The following is a 24,922-nucleotide window of genomic DNA, read 5'->3' on the forward strand; positions in this document are numbered from 1 at the left end:
AATCTGATCAGCTGCAAGCTATTAAGTCCACGCCCACTTTAAAGGTTGTGGACTTTTTGTCTACCTTAATTCCCTGCTTGCAGGGAATTAAGGCTCAAGGGCAAATCTAATCAAATCCGACTAAAGAAGTAATTTGCTCCTCAGATCCTTGTTAGCTGTTGCCAAATTCTGTTTCACTACGTAGAATAATTGGGTAAATATCCCTTATTTATATCTATTGAGGTGGTTTAGGTGACTCGAATTGTTGTTCCTCCTGAACGTCTTCAGGATATCTCTAGACAATTTGCTCAAGCTTCAGATCAAAGCCGTACCATGATTGGACATCTGAGCAGGCAGATTGCTTCTCTTCAGAGTCAGTGGTCCGGAATTACGCAGGAGCGTTTCTTTCAATCCTTTCAGACCGCTCATCGTCAAATGGAAAGCTTTTCTCAATCTGTATCCAATATCGGAACAGAACTGCAGGGAATTGCTGCACGTTTTGCACAAGTAGATCAGTCACAGGGATCCGGTTTAAAGACAACAGCAAGTACTTTGCAAGCTGATTCCAATGGAGGTACAACCCTTTCCAATATGTTCGACACTGGTAGGGATGCCTGGGGGAAACTAAATGGCATACGAGGCAATCTGGGATTTGCCGGAACAGCAATGTATGCCACACTGGCGACGTCCATGGTTCTCACCAAGACGGTACATTTCAAGCGCGATCCCCGTAATGCTGCCCGTGCCAAAATTCATAATGCTCCTTGGGTGAAAGGCAAGGGGAACTCGGTCCTTAGCCAAATGGCTCGTAAACTGGATAAGCAATTTCGAAATCCTGGTCTATTAATGAGAGGTTTAAAAGGATTTGATCAACTCGCGGGTAAGTTGAAAATGGGAAAACTAGGACTTGGGTTCAACAAAGCTAACAGCTTTAAGGAATGGACACGTAATGTTATTGGCGGTGTAGATAAAGGTAAGTACGGTATTAAAATATCCCAAATTCCTAAAATGATCGGAAAGAAACTGTTTCCTATCAACGTTGGACTTAATATATTTGATGAAGGAGTAAAGACTGTCTCCAAATGGAAAGACGGCAGTCTAACCAAAACAGACCTTGCTGTATCGGCATCTAATGTTGTCATTAAATCCGCTGCCTCCGGTATTGGCGCTTTTGCACTTGGCAGTCTTGGAGCATTAGCAGGTCCGCCTGGTGCAGCAATTGGAGCGTATATGGGAGGAACTATTGGTGCATGGGCCGGTAAACATATTGCGGGAGCTGCAGAAAAGGGCATCCGATGGGTGAGCAAGTTATTCAAGTGATACTACAAATTAAGACGAAAGCGAGTGATCAACGAATTCATGGAGCTTATTACATATCGTCGATCCATCGTGTTCTACAAGGCAATCACTTCGTTACTCTTCGTACTCTTGGGAATTTTCATGATTGCAGTTGTTGAAAAGGGTACTCTCGGCTGGTTCCAACCCATATATTATGTAACCATGTTTGTATTATCTGTGTGGTTTTTTGGACCCTTATTTTTTAAGTTCACTTACTTTTTAATGACCAAACCGTTACTCCTTTCTTATGATCAGTACCATGTTTTTCTTAGAAATCGTAAGTCAATTCCATGGTCAAGTATTAAGAAAATTGAAATCATCGGGAGTACAACCAACAAATTAGCGCAACCTGTTCCTGATATGTATCGCTTAACACTCTTGAATAGGTCTCAAATTGATATTTCCACTCACTTTTTATTGACAAATAAGGAACTGACAGATGGGTTTAAAACCTTACAAACAGCTTGGTCTCAAAATAAACATCGCAAGAATGAAGGAGAGTGAGCTGTCCAGCTAATCATGGAGTCAATCAATTTTAGTCGTTCAGTAGTCCTGTTAAGAGCTATAGGCTCTCTAATTATGATGATTTTAGGCAGCATGATGATCCTGGATCTTAAAAATATGGCGCTAGGCTGGTTTCGCCCTCTCTTTTATGTTTTCGTATTTGTTTTATCGATTTGGTATGTTTTTCCCGCCTTCTGCAGACTGGCTTTCTTTCTCTTTTCGAGAACGCCTATCATCTCATTCGATCAGTATCACGTGACTGCCAGAGACGGTAGATCCGTACCTTGGTCCATTATCAAGCGAATTGAAGTGGTTGGAGATACGATTAATAATATAGGGCAACCCGTGCCTAGGTTATATCGTTTTACTCTTTTAGATCGATCATGTGTCGATATGTCCACATATCATCTGCTAACAAATAAACAATTTACAGATGGTGCAAAAATGTTACGTACAGCCTGGTCTCAAAATAAACATCGTAAGGTGGATAAGTAATATAAGACAGACGTTGGGTGAGCAGCTTATTTAAAGTAGACATACTTATTCTCTTCCATTGAGGAGGAACTATGGAGTCCATAACCTATACTAGAAAAACAGCATTTTACAAATCCTTCGTCTGTTTTATTCTAATTTTGATTGCCTGCATACTTCTATATGAAATCTTGACCGCTGACCTCAGCTTCTTTCAATATGTTTATTACGGTTCGGCTTCATTTCTATGTTTTTGGTTCTTTGGACCAGCTTGGTTATCTTTAACTTGGATTGCATTGGCTAAGGAACCTATACTCGTTCGTTGGGACAAAACACAAGTCCTACTAAACAACGGTACGTCTATTCCTTGGAAAACGATTACGAGAATTGAACTTAAACAACCTTTTCTCCGTAAATGGGCGCAACATTCACCTCCCTTTTACCGGCTTCATTTACACCATAATAAGTTTCAAGATATAAACACATTTCATATGCTCACTGACAAAGAACTAACCACTTATTTAGGGATGCTGCGTCAGTACTGGCATCAATATAAAGACAACTAATATACTTCACCTGTAATATTCAGCTAATCGAAAGAAGGAGATTACACTCATGACTAGACCTCTAGTAACCTTGTCCATTGAGGAATTCGGGTTTGCGCTTGCTGCCCTTGGAGCAGAAGACATTGCCGCCGGGCTTCTAAAACCGATGTATGGTGAGTTAACTGAACAGCACTGGGAGCTTGTTCTGAGAGCTGCTTCTCATAGTTTATTGTCCAAAGGACTCATCGTACGTATGGAAGAAACGGAGGTTGAACTCGAGCCGGAGTTTCTGAAGATGCTGATGCATTTTGCTCAAAGCCGCAGTATGATTCGTGCCTATTCGGACAGCCTCGGACAAGAAAAGGTATTAACCATTCATCAAGATACAGATAACAACGATACATACTTATATCACTTGACCGTGGATCAACGTGTGCACCTGTTCACCTGGACAGAACCGAAGGAATGGAAGGAAGAGCTGTTCCAGTTTTACACGGGTCAGCAGCAGCCATTCATTGAGCATCCTACTCGGTTTAAAATAACGGAAGAACAATGGAATGTACTTACTAACGAGAATCCTACTTCCTTGGATTCCTTAACGAGTGATTGGGGACTGCCCTCCGAATCATGTGAGTTGCTATTACGTTGGCACGAGTCCTTTGAAGCATCTGATCGCCAAGTAGACAACCTAAGTATTATTCGTTACACCAGCGACCAAACGGAAATACCTTTGCCCGATCAAGCCCTGCTCCTACTTCATACCGAGCAGGGCTTCTGGAGCATTTCCAAAGATCACTCCGGCAGCGAAAATGATGCCAGCATCGAGATTACCCAACATTCCGCAGCATCCTTTCGCAGTCAGCTGCAGGCTTGGATTGATCACTCCGCTATCCCGGTCTCTCATTCTTAAATGAACATCCAACACGAAGAAGTCCAAGTACAGCGACTCACCGCTGCGCTTGGACTTCTTCTATACAGCCCCTCTTGAACTGCACCTGATGCTATCCCAATGGTCCGATCAGCCTTATTGCTGGAAGACCTGCGATGGACTATGATTCAACCGTGGTTCGCTCCGGAAACTTGCCGCCTTCCCGGAATAAACATCGCACAAGCCACTGAGCAGCACGGTTGAAAAAGAAGCTGGGACTGATCCCTTCCACCTGAACAGGCTCCAGTTCTTTCACACTTTCCTTAATCTTGTTCATTTCAATGAGTCCCATTTTCCGCTCATTTGGTCCGAATCGATAAATAACCTTTTCATCGTCCTCCGTCTGTTTCACCAACAAAATCAATGACGCCATACAGGTTACCCCCTATCGTTACTTAGTGAGATTCCAATGCTCCTTTTATAATTATTACCCAGAACAGGAAGATTAGATATAGGCCTTTGGTGCTTCAGACTGATCCAAACCTCCCATCTTCCCCACATAAAAATGAGGCCCTTTAGGCCTCATTTTGTCCGTGCAGGCAGCAATAGTTATGTTCATATGCCGTGTAAATTCAATAGCAAAAAACAGATATATAATGTTTTAAATACGTTGATATACGAAGTTAAATTGAAGTTTTGGTTGCAGCCTTCTCTGATGGTACAAGCCACGGAAACCGTTCCTTATGCGTGTACACTTCCCGGGCATTCACAATAGCCGGAATCACATCCTCCCCCTTATAAAATACTCTTCCCCCGATTTTCTGAACCGGCACATGATAAGAGATTCGCAAGGCTCTCATTAACACAGGCTCCAGTAACATGGCATAATAACTGATCTGCTTCATCTCTGCATAATGCACAATCGCAGATAATAAATCTGTGACATATCGCCCCCGAAAGGTCGACAAAATGGCCAGTTTATCGATCTCTGCAATGTTACCCATTTCCGCCTGAATCAAGGGATGTTCCAGAAATGGCCCAATTTCGTTCATCAGGCTTTCTTCGCCGTATGGTTTGATTTCAATCGAACCTACATAGTGACCTTCCTCGGTAACCACCACATACCTTTCCAGAAATTCCTCGGAGAACTCAAGCTCAAATCCTTTCTCGGTCCAGACCGTTGTCCATATTCCGTTGAACATGGCAAATTCCAATTCATTCTCAACACTTTTAAACATACGCTTCGCTTCCTTTCTGAGTCAGTTATACTGAAAACTCACCATTACTATCGGTACATATAAAGGTGAGATTTAGGAAAAAATACCATCCCATGACTGCAATAAACAAGCAAAGAAAGTGAAGAACAAACCGTTTATGCCGTTAAAAATAAACAACAAAAAAAGGAATGTACTCCGAATGATGAATCATCCAGTTCCATTCCTTCTCAGGTTTATACCATTACGACGGTGCACACAGAATAAATCGGTTCATATCATTAACCCAGAATGCACTTATCGTCTCTAACCTCTTTTACAAACGCGGATCCACACGCTCCGATTCGAGAGATAAAGCAGCCAGTACACATTCATGAATCCGCTCTACAGGTTCTCTGCGCACAAAACGTTCGATCCCCTCCATACCCAGAGCGCTTTCAAGCAGCGCATGTCTTTCCTTTTTAGACGTTTTGCGTTTACGCAGGCGGGATATATGTTCAGGAGCCAGATAATCCATGCCGTAGATGATATGCAAATATGCACGTCCCCGCACTTTGAGGGCAGGCTGAATCATCTTGTTACCGTTCCAGCTGCGGAACGTCTCGGGTTTGATAACGATCCCCTCATGGCCTTCCGCTGTAATCTCCTCCCACCAGCGAACGATCTCCTGCTCATCCGCCTCGTCCGTAATGACACGATATTCCGTTTCCATCATCAGTTCCGAGATTTGAGCCAGCTCACGGTTCTGCTTCATATGCCACTCATGTGTGTGCTCCCAGAACGTTTCCGTGCTGTGTGCCAGCGTATGGAAGGGCGCGATGCGAATGTCGTCAATATCATTTACATCCCAGCAGTAATATTGGAAGACATCCCGGAATGTCCGGGCATTCTCCAGCTTAACCTCGGTTTCCTGCAGCCAGTCCGCAGTATCGCGGCCTGCAGTCACGGCTTCACGAATCTTGTCCGCCACAGCGCTTCGATCCAGCAGAGCCGCTTCAGCCACATGAGCATATTGAGAAGCAATAAGCTCGCGAGCTTTCAGGTTCCAAGGTACAATCTCAGCATCCAGCAGGACAAACTCGGTCTGATACCGTTCAAAGTAACCATCTGCAGTCAGGTCCGCATGTAATCTGTTGAGCACTTGCTTCTCCGTCGTTTGATCAAAAAAGGATCGACCTGTGCGAGTGACAATGCTTCCCAACATAGGTCTGCCTACACGCTGTACTGCCGCCTGTTCATCACGGAACAGGAGCAGCACAGCCCGGCTGCCCATATGTTTTTTCTCCGCAACCATGCGGGTCACACCCTGCGAACGATAATAACGGAATGCATCCCTTGGATGCTCCATGAACCCATCCACGGAACATTGACCCGGGGGCGGGCTCATCGTTGGCGGAATATACACCAGTTCCTCCAGCGGCACTGTAAAATGGGAGAACGTATCCACTGCCGTCTGCGCCAATTCTCCCTGCACAGTGACGTCCAGCCGTGAACCTGTCTGAACAGTAAAACCGTCCTTAAACTTGCGAATGTTCGGCGGTGCAAAGCGCCGCTGCTCCCATCGCTTCAATGGACTATCTGAATCCTGAGCGTAGTCCTGCTTCGCAGGTACACTAACCGACTCCCGTTCCGGCATTCTCCACGCCGTCAGCATCCCGCCAAACACAACACCCTGATCAATATTTACAGTATCATTCACAATCGTAGGGTATGGTCTTGGGTCATGTCCCCAGACAATGCATTCACCAGACGTATGATCTACATACCAATCTCTGCGCACGGGTCTTCCCTTTTCATCCATTCCTTCCACATCGCCATAACGACAGTAATCCTGAATACGCTTCGACTGCTTGCCGATAAAATGATCCCGAATCCCGGCATGGGCCACTACAACCTGTCTTACCCCATTTCGTGTAAACACCAGGTGAGATGGCGCATGCAGCAGAAAGCATCTCAACGCTTCTCGTATCTTTTGGGCCTCATCACTGCCCTGCTCCTGTTCCAACTGCCGCAGTTCTGCTTCTACCCGCTCATCCCCATGACTTAATGTAACATCACGACCATCCAGATAACGCGCTATCTTCCAGCCATGGTTGCTGTCCACCATGTAAGCAAGCCCAGCGGCACAATGGCGTTCCCAGAAAAGCAAACATTGTAACGATTCCGGCCCGCGGCTGCTGACATCACCGACAGAAACGAGCTTTCGTCCCAATGGATGGCGCATGATCCCGTCGCCTTGTTCGTCCACGTAACCCAGACGATGAATGACCTCCATCATCTCATCATAACAACCGTGGATATCACCAATGATGTCAACACCTGCTCCCATATCGACCATCAGCGGATTCGCTGTGCGAAGAAATGTAACCGGGTACGGATGCTTCAGCACATAACTGGCATCGAAAGCTTCATCACGGATGGATCGCAGCGTACGCTTGAACTGCTGCGCCTGCTGCTTTACCCGCTGACGCCCACGCGGATGTCTGCGCTTGTCATCCCGTTCAAGCAGTACATGCTCCGGCACATCCAGCACCACAGCAATGACAGGTACATGGGCTTGACGTCCCAGATGGATCAGCCGTTCCCGATCCTCGGGATACAGATGCGTTGCATCCACCCAGGTCAGCTTGTTCAGACGACAGCGTGCTGCGAGCACTGCCTCCATTGCTTCAAAAGCTTTGGCTGATACCTGCTGATACTCCGCATACAGTACATCCGCTTCACTGCGATTCCGGTGCTTCCATTCTACATACTCATCGTCTCCTATCAACATTCGAAACTGGTCAGATGAGACCACCTCTGTAGAGCGAATAACCCCTTCCTCCACGAGCCCTGCCAGGAGTGTGCTTTTACCGCTGTTCGACGGACCAATCAGCACAATAATTCCTGCATGCGGCAGCTGAATCTCACGCTGTCTGTACGATGGTTTATCCTGATGCCTGTGCTGGACATTATCCGCGGGATGCGGCTGATCTCGGCACGGCCCGGTGTGTGAACGATCGTGATTGTCCGTATTCGGCTGTGTGTTTTTTCTCATGCGTGACCCTCCTTCCTCTGTGTGAATTTCACCAGCTGTGTCGGCTGCCCAAATCCTTCCTTATTCTCTCCGATACCTCTGATCTCATAGTCGTAACTTCCCTTCGCTGCCCATTGTGAACATTGGAAGTCCAACTCCTCGCGAGTCCATTCAAAGCGATGGTCATGGTGACGCAGCTGCTCACGTTCCATCGAATATACTTCGTTATATTCCTTGTTCGGTGTTGTAACCAGCAGTACTTTAGGCTGATACTCGTTCAGAATGGTATCCATAATACCATCCAGACGATACGCATCAATGTGCTCGATAACTTCACACAGAATCATCACATCCTGATGCTGCATCCGCTCGTCAAAATAAAACAGTGAACCGAGCATAAGCTCGGGTACAGCTTGGACCCCGGCCCGATCCTGCAGCTTGGCAAAACGGTCCATCGCCCGTAAACGGGATTGGCCTGATGGCTCCACGGCAAGAATGGTTTCCACGCCCGGGATGTAAGAGAGTCGGGCAGACAGCTTGCCTTCACCTGCACCCATATCTACAATACGTGCTCTATCCGGCAATGAAGTCACCATGTCTGTGATTGCACGATAGCGAAGCTCATTTAACCGCAAGGGCACTTCGGATGCACTTACAGCGGTATCTTCAGCTGCTGCAGAATCTGAAGTGCATTTCTCCTCCAGATCACTGTCTGCTTCTCCTGCCTGAGCAGTTCCATGGGGTTCAGCAGTTAACGGCCCGTGCTGGCGTTCATAGGTCCGAATCAGTTCGGCAAAAAGAAGCGTGCGCCTAACGATAAGTTCCTTGAGCGGATGAGCATCTAACCAACCCTCGCCATAACGCTTGATTTTATCAATCTCATCTTCACTGATGAAATAATGCTTGTAATTATCCAGCACCGGAATCAGCAGGAACAGCTGGCGCAGTGCCTGCTGTATCGTCTGCTTACCGCGAAGCGTGATGTGACGGACCGTGCTTCTATTTTTCAGATCAAAAGAATACGCCGACTCTCCCCGTCCTACGGTCACTTCGTACCCCAAGGGTGAAAACAGCTCCTCCACCACACGGTCTGGCAGATCGGATGCTGCAGGCCCAAACGTCAGCTCCAGTTCAAACGCATGGTCGACCCATTGAACATAAGCTTCCTTTGGTCTGCCATTCAGCGCAGTTCCCAGAGCTCCACGAATGTAGGAGCAGAACAGGCTGCTTGTCACAAACTCCCGGTCATTAATATACTGCGTGATATCATATCCATCCGGCGTACCCCTGACCAGATCAACAGGATCAGGCTCGGCGTGAATCAGCACCTCCGTCACCTGCTCTTCGGCCTTGGTGTACACGATCCGCACACGCACGCCCTTGTCTGTCCGGTCATACAAATTGTTAGGATTTTTGGCGAGCAGGTGGGATACCATCCCTGCGCTGGCTCCGCTTGCTTTTATAATCAGATGCATACCTTCTCCTCCTCTCATTTGAATCTTACTTTAAGAATGGCGCTGTTCCTTTGATGCCGATGTCCTTCACTCCACAGCTCTTTAATAATCAGCCCATTATGAGTTCGTCCGCTCATTCCTCGGGGGTTTCATTCCTTCTCTCCCAGACCTCCTGCACAGCCGTTCGAAAGATCCGGTTTAATACTTCAAACTCCACAGCGTCATGCCCTCCAATTCCAGCAACTATCTTCTCCACATGTGCAATTTGCGCTGCAATGTACGCCTGAATCGCTGGAAGCTGAGGTTCCATATCCATCTCTTCTCCTGCTTTTTTCCGCCGCAGCAGTTCATGAATCTCCGTATACAGCGATGTATCCGAAGGTATCAGGGCCTCTACAAGTTCTTCAAAGGACATAGGAGGCATCGTTTCATTACGCTCAATCCAGCTGCAGGCGAGCAGCGGTCGCAGCACATAGAAGTATTTTTTGATCTTTACTTGTTCTCCCTGCAGATAATCGCGGAAATTGCCTTTGGCCATATTGAGGTAGTGGTACATACATGACTTTGGCGAAAAAGTCAGTGGTGATATCGCCCGAATCTGTTCTGCAACGCTGTACCGCTCATCATACTGAATCGGGGACTGCAGCCACTCGAGCAGGGGCGGATTGGACTTGCGGAACAGCTTCAACGCCTTGCGTATATCCCATCCGTTAATATCCAGCTGATCACTGATTGGACGTTCAATGACATCCCGCTGATCCTCAATCGATAAATACCACGCCAAGGGCCTTACATAAATAAAACGCACATCGTAGTCACTGTCCTGCGAAGGGAATCCCCACGCGCGGCTGCCTGACTCACAGGCATATATGATGCGAACCTGCTCCTCCTGTTCAATCTGAGCGAGCTGTCCCGCAATGATACCTCTCATCGTTTGATCTACATGTGTCATCTCGCTCTCCTCCTCTGTCCACCGATTTAAACATTGCTGTGAAGTCCGGCACTATGATCGAGTCAAACGATCTAAAGTGTTATGCTCCGTACACGCTCGGCAATCGTCTCGTATCCTGTTATGGTGTCCGCAATATAAGTCAGCACGGCTTCACTCCAGCCATAGATATAAAAAGTTTGCCCGTCCCTCGGCGGGACCATCGCCTGTCTGTACGGGGTAATATCCACAATGAAGGCCTGCAGCTGCGGATTCATTGTCCGCCGATATCGTTCAAGCTCAGCGTAAAATGGACTGCCTTCATTTTGCTGCTCATCCGTAATCATAATGATCCGATCCACCCTCTCTTCAGCTTCCCGCAGCTCTCGTACAGGTCTTCCCGTATCCGTTCCACCTTGTGCACGAATCTGATCTGCCTGGGCCAAAATGGCTCTATCCAGTGCGGGGTGAGCATCCTGAACCCTTTGGTCAAATAACCAGAACAGCGAACTGCCCCGGGTTTGTTTGTACAGTGCCAAGGCAAGCACGGAACCGATACGTAAATAGTCTCCCTGCATGGAGCCGGAACGATCAAGAAAGATCGCTGTTCTTCCCGGCAGTGGTGGCAAATTGTGAATGGACAGCTCTACAGCCTGTTCCAGGGCTTCCCGCAGTTCTGTACGCTGCACCGTCTCATATGCTTTGACAAAGCGAAAGGGCAGTATACGCGATTGACGCAGTGCCTCAGCATCAGTTAGACGGCGGGTGACGTAAGCGATATTTTTCTTCTTAGCAAAAACACCGGCACGGTCCATCGCATTCAAATGGCGCAGCATGGCAAACATCGGCATCTGGAACATCAAGGCTTCCCAGATCTGGCGTGTTGGCTGAAGAATGGAGGTCACCACGGAATACGGCAGCTTTCCCTTCTCGATCTGGTGTATCTGGCTGGCCGGATTACGTGTCGTTCTCAGCTTTTGCAGTGCCTGCAATTGCGGGAGTAACGCCAGGTCTGTCTCATGTCCTCGCAAGTATCGGAACAAGGCCAGCTGCTTCTCATCTTTTGGACGGGGATGTGCGGTGGCGACCATATCACTCAAACTGTAACCACGCCCGCGTCCATTATATTTCATCACCCAGTATTCACTAATTTCGTTCAGAAACTGATTGATCTGCCGCTTCACTGCACGTCCCCCCTGCCCCCGTCCGCTTCCTCTCAAAATGGTTAGAAAATCCGCCAGATCCGCCGGCGTCTTCACGACATGGGAGAACACTTTCCCGAACTGCTTCGGGTCCAATCCGGACAATACAGCCAGCCCGTACAGAGGCTGCAGACGCATGAACCCTTCATTCCGGGCATACACCAAGGCTCGCGACATGAAGCCCGTATCCAGTTCAGCCATCTCCTGATGGCTGTATGCTGCTTCCTGCATCAGCTGATGTTCATCTGCATAGAACGTATTATTCATTGTGTTTGTCATCAGCATCTGAATATACTGTTCCTCCACCAGCCGCTCATATGCTGTATATTCATCATGATGATGCAGCACGGATCGAGGTGCATTAAATAATGATTTGGCTCTGCTCATTACACATCACCTCCTGAATGCAGAACGAAATATGATCTTAACTAAATCTGTCGATAACAGCTCTATAGTTTCTCGCGTTATAAATTATTCGTTTTTGCTTTTATGAAATACTTCCGAGGAAAAAGGGGGAAGGTTATACCTGCTCTACCGCTGAGCTACACCGCCACGAACGGCGGCGATTGGATTCGAACCAACGACCCGGTCGATTAACAGTCGAAGTAACCCTCCCAGGCGCCTCGGAATTCAGATCCGCCGAGCTTCTTCACTGCCCCGCTTCACACCCTAATTATGCTTGACACCTGGTTACACGAACATGGTGAAAGTATGACGACTTTGGGCTTCTTCGAGCGATTAGAGCAACTTTGCGATGAAAGCAGGCGTTTATGTTGTTACAATGAAAGAAACACAGTCCTATCGGGAGTGAGACACATGGCTAAAGAAAGCTTCGACAAAGAGATTCAGTTCCTGCGGATGCTGTCTCTGACCAGCGGTGCATATAACCGTCAGCAGTACGCCAAACGACTGGGCATCTCTGTACATACCTTTGATAAAACACAGCGCAAGCTGCGAGACATTCGCCAAAGCCTGACAGACCCGCACACCGACAGTGAGGGCGGATCGGAGATAACGGACCTTGTCCGATTTCAATACGGCGAGTCTGCCGAGCCGCTGCTGCTCTTCCTTTTTCGCGCCAAATCCATGAAAGAAACCGAAGTGGAGCGCCTGTCTGTTATTATACGTACACTTCAGGATGCTGCCTTGACCGCAATGGAACTGCTTGATGCATGCTGCGCGGACCTGCCGGAGGAACTGGCTCTGCCGGATGAGAAAACGATCCGCTCGGATCTAAAGTATCTGGAGGAAGTGGGCGCCATTCGCAGAGAACCTGGCGGCCGTCCCTATCGATATGCGCTGCAGCAGGATGTGCTGACCAAGCTGACGCCGGAGGAGCAGCTGGAACTGTACGACTTCGTGGACATTATGGCGAATACGCAGGTTCCATCGGTGCAGGGATATTTATTACGGGATAGTCTGAAAAAAGTAATTAAGGCAAATTATCAGCAGGAAGAAGCAACAGAGCCATATATTTATAAGTACCATTATTATTCACGTATTCTGGACGAAGCACATCTGTATACCATACTCGGTGCAATCCGCCAGCGCAGACGTGTGCAGTTTAAGTATTTTTCACCAAAGAAACCGTCCAGCTACAGCTCGCAAAATACCAATCCGAAGTTCGAACGCGAGGCTGGTGGGAGCTCTAACCGGATCATTCCGATTGAGGTGGTTTATGATCATCAGTACGGCCGCTGGTATGTGATCGGGTATCAGAGCCGGCGAAGATTCGTAAAGTTTCGTATGGAGGGCATCACCCAGCTCGAGGAGCTTCACTCTATCGAAGAAGAGCATATGCAGCAGTTGAAACAAGAATGGGCGGAGATCAGCCGGTTCAGCTGGCTTGTCGATACGGGGCGTACGGTGACGGTGCAGGCGCGCTTTTTCCATCCGACAGATGGTCAGCGCAACTTTATTCTGGATCGCGTGAAGCTGCAGGGACAGTGGGGAACGATTACCCCGGAGACGGATCAGACCTTTCTGTATGAAATTCAGGTCAACGGCACCACCGAAATTAAGCCCTGGCTGCGCAGTTTTGGCTCCAGCTGCGAGATTCTGGCTCCTCCTAAGCTGCGCCAGGAGATGATTGAGGAATGGAAGGAGATTGCGGCGTATTATGAACCTGTTCGAGAAAATGTTCAACTACCAGATCATGACGAGGCTGAATGAGACGGGATTATTCACCTGGACTTCACAAGAAAGAGCCTGGCTGCGCATGATGATGAAACATCCCGCGGCACAAGAGGCACTGAGTCCAGCAGTTCTGGCCAAACTGAACAGCATGCTGGAGGGCGAACAGCACTTGAATCTGCAGGACTACCTGACCGAAAAAGCCAAGAGCGAAGAAAACAGCGTCTCCCATCCGCTGCTGAGACCGTTACGGCAGATGATACTCAACGGCCAGGGGTTTCAGATGACAGGACGTATTCGCAGCGGACGCATAGGTCAGGAGCAGTTCGGATTTCCGTATAAGCTCGAATATTCGATGGTTAAAAAGGAATGGTATGTGCTCTGGTATGCGCCTCATTTTGCGAGGTTAATGTCCACCAAGCTGCACAGCATCACCAGGCTGGAGCCTCGGCCTATCCAACCGGAGGCCGCAGCTCGATACAAAGCGAGCATAGCCCTGATCACCGAGAAACGCAAAACGACGATTACCATCGAGGTGCTTCCGGAGTTCAATGCGGAATTATCCCGTATTCTGTATGCTTTCTCGTGCTTTGAGAGACAAGTCGAGTACAACGAAACAGATCACTTGTACCGGATTCTGCTAACGGTTCCTCGAAACGAGATCGATTACGTTCTGTCCAAAATGCGTTTTCTTGGCAAGCGCGTCCGAATCAGCAACCACATCGCCCTGCAGGAACGTATGTCCGAAACGGCTGCCAAAGTACTGGCACGTTACGCGCAGTCCGAGTCTGGGCAGATGGATCAAGGAACGGCTTCACAGGGCGATTAGCATAGATAATCCGCTGCCTACTGCTGGCTTAACAACAAGGAAGCCTGATCTGATGTGCTGAACATTACAAGCCAAACAGACGGAATGCTGCCGGGGATTTATGAAGAGCTGCTGCTGTTCGCTGCATTCCGTCTTTTATTAATGGCATGCACTCCCATGACCACAGCAACCAATTCATAAGTGTCCAGGTATTCAGATTGGTTATCCAGCACAAATGCTCCGGAACTAAACCAGCCGCTTGTTCGGCGGAAGCTTGCTGCCATACGTCCGGCTCCGTCGGTCACATCATATTCCTGGGAAAATGCCGGAGCAAACACTTCATAGATGCCGCGCGAGCCCGCATCGTATTCATACTTTTTGCTGAAAAAACTGAATCTTGCTCGCAGCAGTCCCAGATGTGTACCGTCGGCTGCCGTCACGTCCCAGCGATTCGTTAACATGCGGAATTTACCGCTGCAGACCAGCCCCGTTTCATCCGACACATCGAGTGATGATCCAAATACACTTTTCAAATCCAGGTGTCCTGCCCGCTCCTGATCGGCATTCAAAATTTCGGTATATCCGGCATTGAAAAAATTATCTCTGAAGTATAACTGCATATCTCTATCTCCTTCCTGTTTTTGCCCTGTCTAATGATGCTCATCATGTTAATCCATCTTTTATTACTCTATTCGCAGTCATTATACATAAATTTACGTATTCAATCTGGAATAGGGTGCATATATCCTATCATTTCTTCCAAAAAGAAAAACGAGCAGCTTCGCCGCCCGTTATACCCGTCCTGTATTCTTTTGCTGACGCAGGGGTCAGACTTCTACTTTTTTATTGTTCATGTAAATGATGGCCCACACTAGAATTGCAGCAAGCGCCATTTCAAACAGTGTAGTTCCCCACCGACCATCGGCCCATATGACACCGTTGGCTGAAAATGAGATGCCCGTGCTTTCTTCGGTGAACTGGAACAGATCGTTGGGACTGAACTTCCCTTCAAAAACAACATTCTCCAGCCAACTAAGCAGGTTGATTAAGATCAAGAACGTGACGATCCCGATCCATGGGCCTGTTTTCCAGCGAAAAGTGCCTGCGACGCTAATGGAGAAAAAGACAATGATCGTCATAAATAAAACAATCCAGCCTGTAAATAACAATGTACTCATGACTTCAGCAATATTTATATTCGGTACATCAAAAAACGCTAACAAACTCAGCTCCAGTTTCATTGTGACATACAGGCAGACGTGGACAAAACCAAGCAGCAGCAGGCCTAGTCCGCAAAGCGCACCAAAAATGATAGGCGACATGACATGAGACAGCCCCGTTACCGGGATAAGACGTCGATTGTAGGAGCGAATGTTTGCCGTATAGGTTTTAATCATTTTCACAAAAATCGCCACACCTGCTCCCACATATGCCATGATACCAAGCACATTTCCAGTGACGCCAGATACAAATATGGTCAGCGCCAGCTGAACGATAATCAGGAGCACGACTCCTGCCAGCAGGGTGTTCCAGTTTCTTCTAAAGTCATACTTCAACAATGTCATCATTCTGCATAGACCTCCTTGAACATCTCATCTACACTTTTTCCATGTTTCAGCCTTATTGTCTCGACTTCCTCATGCATCACCAATTTGCCTTCCCGAATAAAAATCACTTCATCAAAAATGCGTTCAATGTCATTCACCAGATGTGTGGAAATGATCAGGCTGCTGTCCTCATCGTAAAACTTAACAATGGCATCCAGAATCTTGCCCCGGGCTACCGGGTCGACTCCGCCAATGGGTTCATCCAGCAAATACAATCGCGCCTTGCGAGACAATGCCAGTGTTAGCTGCAGTCGCTCATTCATGCCTTTGGACAGGTGACTAACACGATCATCCTCTGCGAGACTCATGAACTCCAGCATCTCCCGTGCTTTTGCCTCATCAAAATCTGCAAAAAAATCACGGTAGTACGCAATCGCATCCCTTACCTTCATCCATTTCTCGGTTAATGGACGATCCGGCATGAATGAAACGAGCGATTTCGTCTCCAGACCGATCGGTTGGCCCGTGACCTCAATACTTCCACTTGCAGGATGAAGCAAACCTGCAACAAGTTTCATCAATGTGCTTTTTCCGCTGCCGTTGCTGCCGAGCAGTCCTACGATTCGTCCAGGAGCGATATGGAGTGAGACATTATTTAATGCCTGCTTCCTGCCGTATACTTTGTTGACCTGCTTAAGTTCAAGTATGTTACTCATGTGTCTGTTCCCCTTTCTTCTGACTACCTTCTGCCAAAGCGTCCGTCACAATGGACACAATATCCTGCTCTTCAATTCCGAGTTCCTGCATTCCGGTGAGAAAGCGATCCAGCAGTTCACCGGCCATTTCCTTTTTGATCAGCATGATCTTCCTCTCCTCACTTGTTACATATCTGCCCAACCCCCGCTTTGTTTCAACCACTTCTTCCCGCTCAAGTTCCTGAAATGTACGCTGTACTGTATTCGGATTAATCTGCAGTTCGGCAGCCAGTTCACGAACCGAAGGAATTTTATCCCCTGCCTGGAGGGTTCCGGTTACAATCTGCCGTTTGATGTGCTGCATAATCTGCAGATAAATTGGCAGATTGTTGTCAAAATCTATAGGCACAATATTTTCGCTCCTTTCCGTGTCACTGTATTAGTTACATAGTACACTAGTGATATAGTGTTGTAAAGCCTATTTTTTTCATTACAAAAAAAGCAGATCGCTAAGACCTGCTCCTCTAGTCGTTATATACGATTCAAAAAAAGACTGCTTCAAGCCGATAAAACAGCTCTAGGCAGTCAGTATTCATTCGTGCTTTTCAAGTCATATGCCCTGTTATCCTTCACATGCTGCCAATGCTCCAACATTCTAAGGTACAGCTGATCCAGCGGCAGGGAAATGCTATTTTGAGCAATGCTGACCGTCGCATCAACCATATTGCTGTTCGCCATCATGAGCTTGCGTTTCATCCCGTTATGACGCTCCAGAAATGCCTTCTCGTCCTGAAGTTTAACACCGATCATCTGCTGTCCCATCAGCTCATACATAAAAATATGTTCAACATCCTCCCATGCCACTTTTCCGCCTGCAGTATAAGAGGAAGAATCAATAAATCCGTGCTCATTCATGACAAAAGAAGGCTCTTTCCTAATCATCTGTACCAAACTATAAACGAAACATATTCCAAAAAAGAGGACCGATAACAGGCCGATCACACTTGATATGATGGAAGCCCCTGCTTCTGATGAACGGTCAAACATCAGGAAGAACCCAGCACTCACAAAAAGCGCCGACCCTGCTGTAAGCCAAGCCATTCTTCTCCTGCTCGGATATTCCACGTGCTGCCCATAAGATGTGTTCAAGCGTAACTTCCTCCTTCTTGCCGCTATGTAGTGCACAGTTCAAAACAGGAACTGCATTGTACATTAAACCATTTCGAGCTGATCTTAAACATACTTCATTCAGTAAGTTATTGTCCCCTGCCTGTCTTTCCGTTAATATAAATGGAAAGCTTAGGAAATTATCCAATCTGAATGATAACGGGAGGGCACATGATGAACGAACAACGCGGTATGACATCGGAAGATTTGGTTCAGATTACATGGGTTAATGATCCGGTTCCGTCTCCCCAAGGTGGACATCTGGTCTATGTTAGCCGACAAGTCAATGACAAACATAACGGCTATCGTTCTCACTTGAGACTGCTTCATCTCGACAGTCGGAAGGACAGGCCCTTTACCTCTGGTGAGAACGATCATTCCCCTGCATGGTCACCGGATGGGAAACAGCTTGCTTTTATACGTGAGGTGGACGGCAGTTCTCAGGTGTGGCTCATTGCTTCGGATGGTGGTGAGGCTCAGCAGATCAGTCATCTGAAACATGGTGTGAGTTCCTTCTTATGGTCACCGGATGGCAGAACACTGCTTGTAAAATCCTCTGTAGATATGGATGAAGAGCAGGGAACACCATTGGCAGACCCCACGAAGGGGACCGGTAAAGACAACACTCTTCCTCAAGAAAAGGTCATAGACCGGATTCGCATGAAATCGGACAGCAGCGGAATATGGAACGGCCGGCATTCTCATCTGTTTGTTATTGCGCCAATCAGCGCAGAAGCAATACCTGTAACGACAGGTCATTATGATATCGGCGATTACGCCTGGTCACCCGATGGAACACGGATTGCCTGGATCACCCAAATGCCTGAAAAAGGCGAGGATTACAGTGACTTTACGTTAACCAATCATGTTTATAGCTCCAAACCCGACGGATCAGATCTCCAGCAATTAACCCCGGAAGGATACACGTTTTACCGGCTTGCTTTTGCACCCGATGCACAGTCGCTGGCCCTGCTCGCCAGCGATCGCTCTTATGGCAACGCTACCCTTGTGAAGCTGTATGTACTCCCGATAACGGGCGGAACACCCGAATGTTTAAGCACGCATTGGGATGTGCAGCTGCATCACAGCCTGGTCGGTGACATGCGGTCTCATCTCGTCACGACAGGTCCGATGTACTCACGGGATGGCTCATCCATTCTCTGTCTTGCTTCCATACATGGCAGCGTGCGGATAGCAAGATTTGCAGTGGATGGAAGTTATGCCGATTACATTTTGCCGGATGAATGTGAGATATATCAGTTTGCCGAGCTGGCACAAGGCCAGATTGTAGCGGCGATTGCCGATCCGCAGCATCCAGGTGATCTGTATCTGTATGAGCAGCCGAATGATGCCGGGGCCGAATCGGTACGCCTCACTCGGAGCAATCCACAACTGGAACAGGATATATGGCTGAGCACACCGGAAACGTTCTGGCTCGAGTCCTCCGATGGAATGCAGCTGCAGGGATGGATTATGAAACCTCATGGCATCGTCGAGGGTGTCAAAGTCCCAACCATTCTTGAAATCCACGGCGGCCCGCATATGATGTATGGTTACACCTTCATGCACGAGTTTCAGCTTCTTGCTGCTCAAGGTTATGCTGTAATGTATATCAATCCGCGTGGAGGTCTGGGATATGGACAGCAGTTCGTAAATGCCTGTCGTGAAGATTACGGCGGCGGTGATTACCGGGACCTGATGGAGTCTGTGGACTATGCTTTATCACAATATCATTTTATTGATCCATCCAGATTGGGCGTAACAGGCGGAAGCTATGGCGGTTTTATGACCAACTGGATCGTCGGTCATACCAACCGCTTCAAAGCCGCTGTTACCCAGCGATCCATCAGCAACTGGCTGTCGTTCTATGGTGTCAGTGACATCGGATATTTTTTCACGGAGGATCAGATTGGCGGAAACGTCTGGGAGGACACGGAAAAACTGTGGAAGCATTCCCCGCTCGCTTATGTCGGCAATGTGCAGACACCCCTGCTCATTCTTCATGGCGAACAAGATCTCCGCTGCCCGATTGAGCAGGCCGAGCAGTTGTATGTAGCGTTAAAACGCCTTAAGCAGACGACTCGTCTTGTTCGCTTCCCTGGTGCCAACCATGAGCTGTCCCGCGGAGGACATCCTCACTTGAGAATACGTAGACTGGAGCATATCATCGGGTGGTTTAACGAATACCTGTGATATAAGCTGAACCTGTACGAAGAGAAGCCTTGCAGTGCACGTTAAAAAGCCGTTTGTCCGCCATCCCTAAGGATTGCAGACCAACGGCTTGCTCTATTTCAATAGAGAGACACAGCACTAACCTCTTATTCTTCTCCCCAAATGACAGTAACTTCATTTAGATCCTTATTGTCCGAGGACACATTACCTGTAATGGTCACAGCGTACTTGCCTTCCTCACGGCCCAAAATACTGAATTCATCAGCTTGAATATCCTCACTTTTTTGAGTCAGGTTTTTGTTCTGGTAATAGGTTTTGTAGGATGTACCGATTGTCGTCAAGTTCTCCTTGGTTGTGTAGATGAGGACTACTTTTTTGTTACCATCAACCATATTCTCGATAAGGCTGGTTGTTTTAGCATCCTTTGGCAGCGGGAAATCAGCTGGCAAATACTTGGACTTCACGCCTGAAGCCTGAGTGTTCGTACCTGTGGTTGGAGACGCTGATTCACCGCCACCACTAGATGCAGATCCGCCTGAAGAGCTGGAAGAACCGATGCTTACCTTATTATTTTTGGCATCATATTTCACTTCGGTATTCAATGCTTCTGCTACGGAGCGAACCGGAAGATATGTACTGCCTTGATACGTAATCGGTGCAAGCTTTTTACCTTGATCACCTGTCGGTGTAAATTTCTGTCCATTTACTTCTAGTGCAAGTCCATGATTCAGATATGCTTTGATGGTCTCCAGCTGCGTACCTGCGTACACACCTGCTGATCCTGTAAGTACCATGCCAAATACACCTGCAGCAATCAGCCACTTTTTGTTCTTCATGTTTATTCTCCTCCAAAATTCAATAGAATATAATACGATGCCGCGAATTCATAATTCTTATAACAAGGAATTGTATACCCTTATTTCTTAATCTCACTTCATGTTAGCCATATCATAAGCACTTGATGAAAGGTTGTAAATAAAATCTGCAGAAATCAGGACTTGCGGCATATAAAAATGGTTTGGAAGTTGCGAAATTATACGATGTATTAGATAATGAGGTCTTGTTTGAAGGACGCAACAACGAATGAATGATTCGAGGAGGACCTTTTGTTATGGTAAATCACAGTATGTTTGATACACCATTGACCCGGTTGTCTACCGGTTCCGAGAAATGGGACGGACTGGAGCACTTCTTCGGTGTAACAGATGCACTCCCGATGTGGGTGGCCGACATGGATTTTGCTGCTCCGCCCTCCGTTATTGAAGCACTGCATACACGAGTGAGTCATGGAGTTTTGGGCTACACCCTTCGTACCGAAGCCTATCATGCTGCAGTCACAGACTGGATGGAACGGCGCCACAACTGGAAAATCAATGCAGACTGGATCGTATTTACGCCAGGTATCGTACCAGCACTCAGCATAGCAGTGCAGCAGTTTACTTCGCCAGGGGACGCTGTTATTATTCAAACTCCAGTGTATCCCCCCTTCTATAATGTAGTGAGGGATCAAGGCCGGGAGCTGATTATGAATCCGCTGATCGAAAAGCAGGGACAGTACACGATGGATCTGGACCAGTTGGAAGCAAGTCTGCAGACCGGTAAAGTGAAAATGCTGATTCTATGCAGCCCCCACAATCCGGTCGGACGCGTATGGACTCGCGAGGAACTGGAAGGACTTGCGGCGCTGTGCTTAAAATATAATGTACTTGTCGTTTCTGATGAAATTCATGCCGATCTTGTGTATGAACGCGGAGCCCATACACCGCTGAGCCTGATCTCGGAAGCGATCGCAGATCACAGCATCATCTGTACAGCACCGAGCAAAACGTTTAATATCCCGGGATTATCTACTTCCAATATCATTATTCCAAATGCCGATCTGCGGGCGCATTTTGCCCAAGGTGTCTCCACCATGGGGTTGTCCAGCATCAGCACATTGGGAGCCACAGCCACCGAAGCAGCCTATAACGGTGCTGAAGACTGGCTTGACCAATGCCTGACCTACATTCGCGGTAATATGGAATATATACAGCAGTTTATTGCAGAGCATATACCCGGCGTTCATGTTCATCTACCAGAAGCAACCTATTTGTTATGGGTCGATTTCCGTGGATTAGGCATGGATCATGCACAATTAAGCAGCAAACTGCTGCATGAGGCCAAACTCGCATTTAACGACGGAGTGGTATTCGGGGAAGAAAGTGCGGGATTCATGCGCATCAACGCAGCCTGTCCACGTGCAACGGTTGAAGAGGCCATGCGCAGATTACTGGTTCTGGTCGATAAGTAAACAATCAAAGTAAACCTAAGGGTGTCCCGGCATTTTTACCATGATTCTTCATGGTTAACTGCCGGGACACCCTCTTTTTGTACAGCCAGACAATGTCGACATGCAGCCTATCCCTACTAATATTTATAATTCTGGATAAATTGAACCGTTGCCTTCATTGCCTGCTGTGCAGCCTCTCTTCCCAGATCAAACTGGTAATCATGCCCCAATTTCTCCGAAGTGGCTTCAAAGAACAATGTTTCCGTTGTGACACCCTGACGTTTCAGCGCCTCAGCCAATTCAATGGACTGTACAGTCAAGGGATCATCATTTCCGGAGGTTATAAATGAAGGTGGATACGCAGCGGAGGCCTGAAGTACCGTTGACATTTCATTCAGACGCGGATCATGTTCGTATGCCTTGGTTCCCGTATATGACCACAGAAATGTACGCATAAAGGGGAAACCTGTACGTTCGACTGTGCCCAGGTTATAAGGTCCGCAAAATAAGAGCACTCCTCTTAAATGTCCTGGCTCAAGCGAAGGGGCGATGTTCATTTGTTCTGCCAAGTCGGGATTTGTCACCACCGCCGCAGTTTGACTTGCAATCTGAGCACCTGCCGAATTGCCTGCAAGAAATATATTGTTCGGGTCCCCTTGATGTTGACTGATATGATTTTTAATATAAGCTAACGCCTGATTCGTTTGAATTACAGGCATGGGGTAGGTTGTATCCGGTCCTAGTGCATAATTCATGCTGACCACCACATGACCACGTTTGGCTAACTGCACCGCATAGTCGGCGATATCTTCTTTATCGCCCATTACCCACCCGCCGCCATGAACCCACAGTATTACTGGTAGTGCTCCAGCTGCTGTAGACGGATAATAAATATCCATTGTACTGCTCTGATGGCCTTCGTTGGCGTAGGCTGTATCGCTAATACGAGTAATCCCTTCCCATTCATTCGTATCCCTGCTGTTCCCGTTTGAAGAGATCCATTCAATTCCGGACTTCAGCAAAAAAACAGTTATTTTGGGCGTAAACTGCGCACTGATTCCTACAAATCCTGTAACCAGAACCAATACAGCGATAGGGAGCCAGTAACGTTTACGTTTCCACCCTGTTCTGCCTGCATGCCTCGAATTGGTTTTGTTCCCACGTTTCAACATGGCGCTATCTTCATGTTTCTTCTCTACCTTGGTCTGCAACAACCTGCACCTCGCTCCGTGATTACCGAACTAACCTATTTAAAAGAGTGTACGCATCAGAGCAGATCAAGTTTCTCGTATGAGCGCTTTCTTTTGCTGCTCTATCCTATTCAGGTAACATCAGTTCTCACTAAGATATGTGCTGATTTCTTCTATAAGATAGAGAGCGAGCAGCGGATCAAACATCGGATTAGAAAGCCGCTTTGTTCAAGAGCTGCTTTTAATCTCCTGACTGACTTTCACGTAGATCGCAGTTACTTTCTGCTCTAGGGTATATAAGTTCCGGTTGGCAGATGCCCACCTCTCAGCCGAAGAAACCACGGAGCCCAGAGCGTTTAATACGCGTGCAGGCTGACCCTTTTTCAGCGTTTGCTTGAAGCTGCGGAGCACATTGGAATATCTTTCTCTGGACAGACTGACCTGTTTCCTGGCTGTTTGTATCTGTTTCTTTACAGTACCCGTTCCCTTCAACATCGTTCGCAGCCGCTTCACTTCGGTATTTTTCCGTTTGCGTGCTTCAGCAAGATCCTTTTTCTTCGCTCGAATATCCTCCCGAGCCAGCTGTACTATCGATTTCAACTTGTCCGTCTGAGCACGAACAGCTGCACTCCACTCTTTATTCTGAACAGCTTTGGCCGCAGATCGCTGCTTGTTTAGTGAGGTGTAGAGTTGAAACAGCGGTTCGTAACGCGCCTGCGTATGCTCCAATGTTTCCTGAAGAGCCGCCAGTTTGGCAGCATCAGTATCTCTTATCCTCTTTTTAAGCTGCACCAATACAGCTGCATTTTCAGTCCGAAGCTGTTTGGTTTTCTGTTCCCACATCTCTTTTTGTATCTTCCACTTCCCAGCACTCTCATAGGACTGCTGCAGGGAACGTCTGGTCTGTGCATCCGCCTTGTCCAATACCATGTTCCAGGCTTTCTCTGCATTTACATTCAGACCGATACCCTCACCGTGTACTGCAGCTGAACACCAAACCACTCCAATACTGAACATCACAGCAAACACAATGAGCAGTCTCTGTCCCATCAATACTCTCTCCGGTTCTTTCGCCCCAACCCTTTTCGATTGTTTCATGAATGTTAAATAATGCCCTGTTACTGCTCTCTCCTTGAAGTTCAGATGCATACGTTAATTCCTCCTCTTTTCCATTGCTCAAGATTCAATGACAGTATCCGCTGACCCGAATAAGGACGAAGTCACTGGCTAAGCTAACTAATGACCTAAATAACGACTTAGCCCGTGTCAGCTAATGACCTGAAATAAGGACCTGGATCATGATTTAGCTAACAGCCCGGTTAACGACCTGATTCATGACCCTGCTGTAGATTCTCCCTAACAATCCAGCTAACGACAAAAAGCACCCGTAAGTCAGGCAGTATGCCTGCTCTTACGGGTGCT

Annotated in this window: 22 protein-coding genes and 1 tRNA gene; 8 read left to right on the forward strand and 15 right to left on the reverse strand. The window is 47.5% G+C overall.

The genetic code is table 11. The annotated features are described in order from the left end of the window. The first annotated feature begins 231 nt into the window (after window positions 1-231). The 4 genes from ABXS70_RS20515 (at window position 232) to ABXS70_RS20530 (ending at window position 3,747) form a co-directional block, all read left to right on the forward strand. Entirely contained in the window at window positions 232-1,299 is a 1,068-nt protein-coding gene (locus ABXS70_RS20515) for a WXG100 family type VII secretion target (RefSeq protein ID WP_342554528.1), read from the forward strand. A 39-nt stretch (window positions 1,300-1,338) separates the two neighbouring features. Continuing rightward, window positions 1,339-1,821 carry an STM3941 family protein gene (locus ABXS70_RS20520; RefSeq protein ID WP_342554527.1) on the forward strand — a complete coding sequence of 161 codons (483 nt, stop codon included), beginning with the start codon at window positions 1,339-1,341 and terminating at the stop codon, window positions 1,819-1,821. A gap of 566 nt (window positions 1,822-2,387) precedes the next feature. Next, a complete protein-coding gene (locus tag ABXS70_RS20525; RefSeq protein ID WP_342554526.1) occupies window positions 2,388-2,858 on the forward strand; it encodes a hypothetical protein in 471 nt (156 codons plus the stop codon). 49 nt (window positions 2,859-2,907) lie between these two features. Continuing rightward, a complete protein-coding gene (locus ABXS70_RS20530) occupies window positions 2,908-3,747 on the forward strand; it encodes a hypothetical protein (protein WP_342554525.1) in 840 nt (279 codons plus the stop codon). A 139-nt stretch (window positions 3,748-3,886) separates the two neighbouring features. On the opposite strand, the gene ABXS70_RS20535 is transcribed toward ABXS70_RS20530, so the two are convergent. The 7 genes from ABXS70_RS20535 to ABXS70_RS20565 form a co-directional block, all read right to left on the reverse strand. Further along, window positions 3,887-4,138, reverse strand: a complete 252-nt coding sequence (locus ABXS70_RS20535; protein ID WP_342554524.1) for a hypothetical protein — start codon at window positions 4,136-4,138, stop codon at window positions 3,887-3,889. A 250-nt stretch (window positions 4,139-4,388) separates the two neighbouring features. Then, on the reverse strand, window positions 4,389-4,943 hold the full coding sequence (locus ABXS70_RS20540) for a GNAT family N-acetyltransferase (protein ID WP_342554523.1): 555 nt from the start codon (window positions 4,941-4,943) through the stop codon (window positions 4,389-4,391). 292 nt (window positions 4,944-5,235) lie between these two features. After that, entirely contained in the window at window positions 5,236-7,956 is a 2,721-nt protein-coding gene (locus ABXS70_RS20545; RefSeq protein ID WP_342554522.1) for a polynucleotide kinase-phosphatase, read from the reverse strand. Beyond that, window positions 7,953-9,410 carry a 3' terminal RNA ribose 2'-O-methyltransferase Hen1 gene (locus ABXS70_RS20550; RefSeq protein WP_342554521.1) on the reverse strand — a complete coding sequence of 486 codons (1,458 nt, stop codon included), beginning with the start codon at window positions 9,408-9,410 and terminating at the stop codon, window positions 7,953-7,955. Before ABXS70_RS20550 ends, ABXS70_RS20545 begins: the two co-directional genes overlap by 4 nt. A 112-nt stretch (window positions 9,411-9,522) precedes the next feature. After that, the gene (locus ABXS70_RS20555) at window positions 9,523-10,341 is read right to left on the reverse strand and encodes a nucleotidyltransferase domain-containing protein (protein ID WP_342554520.1); all 819 of its coding nucleotides are present in this window, start codon (window positions 10,339-10,341) and stop codon (window positions 9,523-9,525) included. 71 nt (window positions 10,342-10,412) lie between these two features. Continuing rightward, entirely contained in the window at window positions 10,413-11,906 is a 1,494-nt protein-coding gene (locus tag ABXS70_RS20560; protein WP_342554519.1) for a TROVE domain-containing protein, read from the reverse strand. Between the two features lie 170 nt (window positions 11,907-12,076). Next, window positions 12,077-12,176 (reverse strand) — tRNA-Asn (locus ABXS70_RS20565). Between the two features lie 159 nt (window positions 12,177-12,335). Here ABXS70_RS20565 and ABXS70_RS20570 point away from each other — a divergent pair. Further along, window positions 12,336-13,691: a WYL domain-containing protein gene (locus ABXS70_RS20570; RefSeq protein WP_366290438.1), complete on the forward strand. Its 1,356-nt coding sequence runs from the start codon at window positions 12,336-12,338 to the stop codon at window positions 13,689-13,691. After that, window positions 13,639-14,481, forward strand: coding sequence for a WYL domain-containing protein (locus ABXS70_RS20575; protein ID WP_342554517.1), 843 nt, complete (start codon window positions 13,639-13,641; stop codon window positions 14,479-14,481). The genes ABXS70_RS20570 and ABXS70_RS20575 overlap by 53 nt, the downstream gene beginning before the upstream one ends. A 98-nt stretch (window positions 14,482-14,579) precedes the next feature. Here ABXS70_RS20575 and ABXS70_RS20580 read toward each other — a convergent pair whose 3' ends face one another. The 5 genes from ABXS70_RS20580 to ABXS70_RS20600 form a co-directional block, all read right to left on the reverse strand. After that, window positions 14,580-15,080, reverse strand: a complete 501-nt coding sequence (locus ABXS70_RS20580; RefSeq protein WP_342554516.1) for a hypothetical protein — start codon at window positions 15,078-15,080, stop codon at window positions 14,580-14,582. A 207-nt stretch (window positions 15,081-15,287) separates the two neighbouring features. Further along, window positions 15,288-16,028 carry a hypothetical protein gene (locus tag ABXS70_RS20585; RefSeq protein WP_342554515.1) on the reverse strand — a complete coding sequence of 247 codons (741 nt, stop codon included), beginning with the start codon at window positions 16,026-16,028 and terminating at the stop codon, window positions 15,288-15,290. Beyond that, window positions 16,025-16,723, reverse strand: a complete 699-nt coding sequence (locus ABXS70_RS20590) for an ABC transporter ATP-binding protein (RefSeq protein ID WP_342554514.1) — start codon at window positions 16,721-16,723, stop codon at window positions 16,025-16,027. Before ABXS70_RS20590 ends, ABXS70_RS20585 begins: the two co-directional genes overlap by 4 nt. Then, the gene (locus ABXS70_RS20595; RefSeq protein WP_342554513.1) at window positions 16,716-17,111 is read right to left on the reverse strand and encodes a GntR family transcriptional regulator; all 396 of its coding nucleotides are present in this window, start codon (window positions 17,109-17,111) and stop codon (window positions 16,716-16,718) included. The genes ABXS70_RS20590 and ABXS70_RS20595 overlap by 8 nt, the downstream gene beginning before the upstream one ends. A gap of 176 nt (window positions 17,112-17,287) precedes the next feature. After that, window positions 17,288-17,851 carry an STM3941 family protein gene (locus ABXS70_RS20600; protein ID WP_342554512.1) on the reverse strand — a complete coding sequence of 188 codons (564 nt, stop codon included), beginning with the start codon at window positions 17,849-17,851 and terminating at the stop codon, window positions 17,288-17,290. A gap of 189 nt (window positions 17,852-18,040) precedes the next feature. Between ABXS70_RS20600 and ABXS70_RS20605 the strand changes: the two genes are divergently transcribed. Continuing rightward, window positions 18,041-20,062 (forward strand): S9 family peptidase, encoded by a 2,022-nt coding sequence (locus ABXS70_RS20605; protein ID WP_366290444.1) that lies wholly within the window; start codon window positions 18,041-18,043, stop codon window positions 20,060-20,062. 125 nt (window positions 20,063-20,187) lie between these two features. Here ABXS70_RS20605 and ABXS70_RS20610 read toward each other — a convergent pair whose 3' ends face one another. After that, window positions 20,188-20,877, reverse strand: coding sequence for a stalk domain-containing protein (locus ABXS70_RS20610; protein ID WP_342554510.1), 690 nt, complete (start codon window positions 20,875-20,877; stop codon window positions 20,188-20,190). A 275-nt stretch (window positions 20,878-21,152) separates the two neighbouring features. Between ABXS70_RS20610 and ABXS70_RS20615 the strand changes: the two genes are divergently transcribed. Beyond that, window positions 21,153-22,331 carry a MalY/PatB family protein gene (locus tag ABXS70_RS20615; RefSeq protein ID WP_342554509.1) on the forward strand — a complete coding sequence of 393 codons (1,179 nt, stop codon included), beginning with the start codon at window positions 21,153-21,155 and terminating at the stop codon, window positions 22,329-22,331. 116 nt (window positions 22,332-22,447) lie between these two features. On the opposite strand, the gene ABXS70_RS20620 is transcribed toward ABXS70_RS20615, so the two are convergent. Beyond that, window positions 22,448-23,524 (reverse strand): alpha/beta hydrolase, encoded by a 1,077-nt coding sequence (locus ABXS70_RS20620; protein ID WP_342554508.1) that lies wholly within the window; start codon window positions 23,522-23,524, stop codon window positions 22,448-22,450. A gap of 204 nt (window positions 23,525-23,728) precedes the next feature. After that, a complete protein-coding gene (locus ABXS70_RS20625; protein ID WP_366290449.1) occupies window positions 23,729-24,649 on the reverse strand; it encodes a hypothetical protein in 921 nt (306 codons plus the stop codon). Between the last annotated feature and the right edge of the window lie 273 nt (window positions 24,650-24,922).

The organism is Paenibacillus sp. AN1007, assembly GCF_040702995.1.
Classification (GTDB): domain Bacteria; phylum Bacillota; class Bacilli; order Paenibacillales; family Paenibacillaceae; genus Paenibacillus.

What these genes read in the sequence shown, in the direction of transcription:
- ABXS70_RS20520 (WP_342554527.1), top strand. Translation starts at nt 1,339, where the DNA reads ATGGAGCTTATTACATATCGTCGATCCATCGTGTTCTACAAGGCAATC.
- ABXS70_RS20525 (WP_342554526.1), top strand. Translation starts at nt 2,388, where the DNA reads ATGGAGTCCATAACCTATACTAGAAAAACAGCATTTTACAAATCCTTC.
- ABXS70_RS20530 (WP_342554525.1), top strand. Translation starts at nt 2,908, where the DNA reads ATGACTAGACCTCTAGTAACCTTGTCCATTGAGGAATTCGGGTTTGCG.
- ABXS70_RS20535 (WP_342554524.1), bottom strand. Translation starts at nt 4,138, where the DNA reads ATGGCGTCATTGATTTTGTTGGTGAAACAGACGGAGGACGATGAAAAG.
- ABXS70_RS20540 (WP_342554523.1), bottom strand. Translation starts at nt 4,943, where the DNA reads ATGTTTAAAAGTGTTGAGAATGAATTGGAATTTGCCATGTTCAACGGA.
- ABXS70_RS20545 (WP_342554522.1), bottom strand. Translation starts at nt 7,956, where the DNA reads ATGAGAAAAAACACACAGCCGAATACGGACAATCACGATCGTTCACAC.
- ABXS70_RS20550 (WP_342554521.1), bottom strand. Translation starts at nt 9,410, where the DNA reads ATGCATCTGATTATAAAAGCAAGCGGAGCCAGCGCAGGGATGGTATCC.
- ABXS70_RS20555 (WP_342554520.1), bottom strand. Translation starts at nt 10,341, where the DNA reads ATGACACATGTAGATCAAACGATGAGAGGTATCATTGCGGGACAGCTC.
- ABXS70_RS20560 (WP_342554519.1), bottom strand. Translation starts at nt 11,906, where the DNA reads ATGAGCAGAGCCAAATCATTATTTAATGCACCTCGATCCGTGCTGCAT.
- ABXS70_RS20570 (WP_366290438.1), top strand. Translation starts at nt 12,336, where the DNA reads ATGGCTAAAGAAAGCTTCGACAAAGAGATTCAGTTCCTGCGGATGCTG.
- ABXS70_RS20575 (WP_342554517.1), top strand. Translation starts at nt 13,639, where the DNA reads ATGAACCTGTTCGAGAAAATGTTCAACTACCAGATCATGACGAGGCTG.
- ABXS70_RS20580 (WP_342554516.1), bottom strand. Translation starts at nt 15,080, where the DNA reads ATGCAGTTATACTTCAGAGATAATTTTTTCAATGCCGGATATACCGAA.
- ABXS70_RS20585 (WP_342554515.1), bottom strand. Translation starts at nt 16,028, where the DNA reads ATGATGACATTGTTGAAGTATGACTTTAGAAGAAACTGGAACACCCTG.
- ABXS70_RS20590 (WP_342554514.1), bottom strand. Translation starts at nt 16,723, where the DNA reads ATGAGTAACATACTTGAACTTAAGCAGGTCAACAAAGTATACGGCAGG.
- ABXS70_RS20605 (WP_366290444.1), top strand. Translation starts at nt 18,041, where the DNA reads ATGATGAACGAACAACGCGGTATGACATCGGAAGATTTGGTTCAGATT.
- ABXS70_RS20610 (WP_342554510.1), bottom strand. Translation starts at nt 20,877, where the DNA reads ATGAAGAACAAAAAGTGGCTGATTGCTGCAGGTGTATTTGGCATGGTA.
- ABXS70_RS20615 (WP_342554509.1), top strand. Translation starts at nt 21,153, where the DNA reads ATGGTAAATCACAGTATGTTTGATACACCATTGACCCGGTTGTCTACC.
- ABXS70_RS20625 (WP_366290449.1), bottom strand. Translation starts at nt 24,649, where the DNA reads ATGCATCTGAACTTCAAGGAGAGAGCAGTAACAGGGCATTATTTAACA.